The sequence below is a fragment of the Bradyrhizobium jicamae genome, from assembly GCF_001440395.1.
Classification (GTDB): Bacteria; Pseudomonadota; Alphaproteobacteria; order Rhizobiales; family Xanthobacteraceae; genus Bradyrhizobium; species Bradyrhizobium jicamae.
Genome location: NZ_LLXZ01000017.1, coordinates 1 through 2,651, shown reverse-complemented (window position 1 = coordinate 2,651; position 2,651 = coordinate 1). Strand labels below are relative to the sequence as shown.

The 2,651-nt window shown below is 57.0% G+C and carries 2 protein-coding genes; one reads left to right on the top strand and one right to left on the bottom strand.

Translation table 11 applies throughout. The annotated features are described in order from the left end of the window. Positions 1–711 precede the first annotated feature (711 nt). Complete coding sequence (locus CQ12_RS03715; RefSeq protein ID WP_157087986.1) at positions 712–1,140, bottom strand: hypothetical protein; 429 nt, start codon at positions 1,138–1,140, stop codon at positions 712–714. A 266-nt stretch (positions 1,141–1,406) separates the two neighbouring features. Between CQ12_RS03715 and CQ12_RS45935 the strand changes: the two genes are divergently transcribed. Next, on the top strand, positions 1,407–1,649 hold the full coding sequence (locus CQ12_RS45935) for a hypothetical protein (RefSeq protein ID WP_430642179.1): 243 nt from the start codon (positions 1,407–1,409) through the stop codon (positions 1,647–1,649). Positions 1,650–2,651: the final 1,002 nt, after the last annotated feature.

The window sequence follows — 2,651 nt, the reverse complement described above, 5'->3', positions numbered from 1 at the left end:
ATGCACGACAGCGCGCGGCTGAACACTCGCGTTCATGAACCTAACAACGGGTTCTCGCGTTTTCTTCCACGGGCAACAAAAAAGGGAGCAACGTCCATGCGTAAAGCGATCTTGGGTGCGGCAAGCGCACTGGCTCTCGCCTCACCGGCACTGGCCAACGGAGTAACGCCCTATAGCGAAGCTCCAAGTTATGGGGAGGAGACTCACACGTACGAGTACCGGACGCGGCCACCTGTCGTTGTCGAGGAGCCGGCTCCCGTTGTGGTGGTTCGCCGGCCTGTCATTGTAGCGCCGCCGCGAGTCGTGGTTGAGGAATATCCTGTCTATGCGGCACCGCGCGTCTATGCGGCACCTCCTGTGTATGCGTACGCTGGTCCGGGTTGGCGTGGCGGATGGGGCTATCAACGTCACTTCCGCGGCGGTTGGTAAAGTCTCGGATATGAAAGGGAGTTGGCGTCCAGCGCTTCGGCGGTTTCGGGGAGCACCTCGGGCCACGGCTCGCTGCAACGTCTACCACGGACTGGCGCTGCCATTGCGCGTTGATCAATCATTATCCCGCCGCGGAAGAGCGCCAGTGGGACGCGGTTGTCACGCGGATTAGCCTTTCGCGAGCCCTCGCTCGCAGCCTTACTGGATCAGACGGCCGTACAACGATTGCGAAATTCTTCGAGGATGTGAGACAACGGGTCACTTACGCGGCGTACCCCGTGATTAAGCGGCCATATACGAGTTTGCTATTGTGGTTAGGTGCACGGCGGCGGTCCCCAGTCGCTGCATCTCCTCATCGACCCTGTAGACGGCAGCGGCACGGCGGTACGCTATTCCCACCGTTGCGTAAGCATCAGTGATCAATCCAGCCAAATCATCGTTCTCATCGCTGGTTTGGCGGTGATGGATTTTGACTACTTTAAGGGCGGTCTCAGCACTCAGTTCAGCATGCTGTGGGTTTTCCAAGCCCGGATCCGAAACTTCGGGCTGACATGCTGCGGCTGCTCCAGCGATCACCTCGTAGTAAAGGCGCTTTTCCGAATCATCTGCGGCTAGATATTTTTGCAACAGGCGTCGCGCCCTTCCTTCCAGGTATCTTCGGTCCTCACGGATCTTCTTTCGTCGCTTGTCTACCCTAAACCAATTAAACACCGTTCGCCTCGATTTGCGTTGGAAAGTGCTGTTGCAGTCCATCGCGATAGTCTTTTGTCACTCCTCGCCACAAAATCCGGACTGGCGGTCGTTCCTTCCTAAGCAACGATTGCCGCTGCGACACGCGAGCGCGGCCAAGCAGCCGCAACAAGAGCCAAAGCGTGATTATCGCCTGGCTAGTCAAGACATGCCAAGCTCCGCATTTCACTTAATCAGGCACGGCCTTCGGTTCAGGCGTGCACGCTGCCTAAAACGATCCAGCTTCTTTGAGCCGGCCTCCCGTGGGCCTTTATGAACTGCTCGGGTTGGGTGTCGCTTTCCACCAACCCTCGGACTGGCGCGAAGCCGCACGACTGGTGCTGCATTTTGATCCGGAACATGAATGTGATCGGGCGCGGAAGGCGTTCGACAGCCATTTATCGCGCGCCAAATGGATGACGGAGCACGGTTATCGTCACCTGCTACGTCGTGGCGCGTCAGATTCAAGCGACGCTGGCATACCGCGATAGATTGGGGCCCCGCTGCCACCCTAACCTCAATACTCATCAGGTCTAAGCCTAGCTAAGTAAGCAAGGCCGTGACATGTCAGCCCTTCTGGATCGCTTTCTCCAGCTACCGCCTTTCCGAACAACTACCTCTCAAGAGAGCAGCGTCTTGAATCGCAAGCGTCAATATCCTCGTGCGTTGCTCTGTGCACAGACCATGCGCGGTCTACAGCAATCTTCAGCGGTGAATCAGCCATTTCGAACTCCAACAAACGGCACGAACTACAATTCCGGCACGCTAGAAAAGTGGCTACTTTTTCCCGATTTCATTTCTCTTTTGCTGATCCGCAAGATTAAGGCGCTCTGCCAAGACCCTCCGCCGCTGCGGCGCGCCGGCCGCAGTAGCGCTCCGACGGCGGTGGAGCGCCGCCCGGCTGGTCGTAATGGATGCACATTAGGTCGTAGGCGCTTCAGGTCGAGCGCAAGTTACGTTGGCTCATTCAAAGCAACTTGGCCGCAATTCGACCTCTGGCACATTCAATATAGTCTCGTCTTGGAAGTTGACTTGCTAACTCGGTTGCCCATTCGGAATCCTTGGCAGCCAAGTAACGCGCTGACTTGAAGTGATGCCCGTGTGTGGCCTTCCACAGGAAACTGAGGCCCGCGAATGGGAACCGCTTTCAAGCGGCCCCATTCGGCGAGGTGGTCGTTACAGCAGCAAATGTCTCAGCATCGTTATGGCGGCCGCTCCACAGGTGAGAGCGGTGAAGATGATGCCTATCACGAGGCGCCGGCTGAGCATGCTTGCTCCGTGTGGCTAAAGGAACGCGCTAACGAGAACCGTTGCTCGCGGTTTCGTTCGGAGCTAACGGGACCCCTCCACCGAAGTTGCCGAGCGAATTGCCAGTTTTCCCGAGATTGGAACCGCCGATTGCTTTGTGACGTTAATCAGGGAGTTGGAGACTTCGATATGGATGAATTCGATCAACTCGCAAGCGCCGGACTAGCTGTCGTATTTTCGGCAGT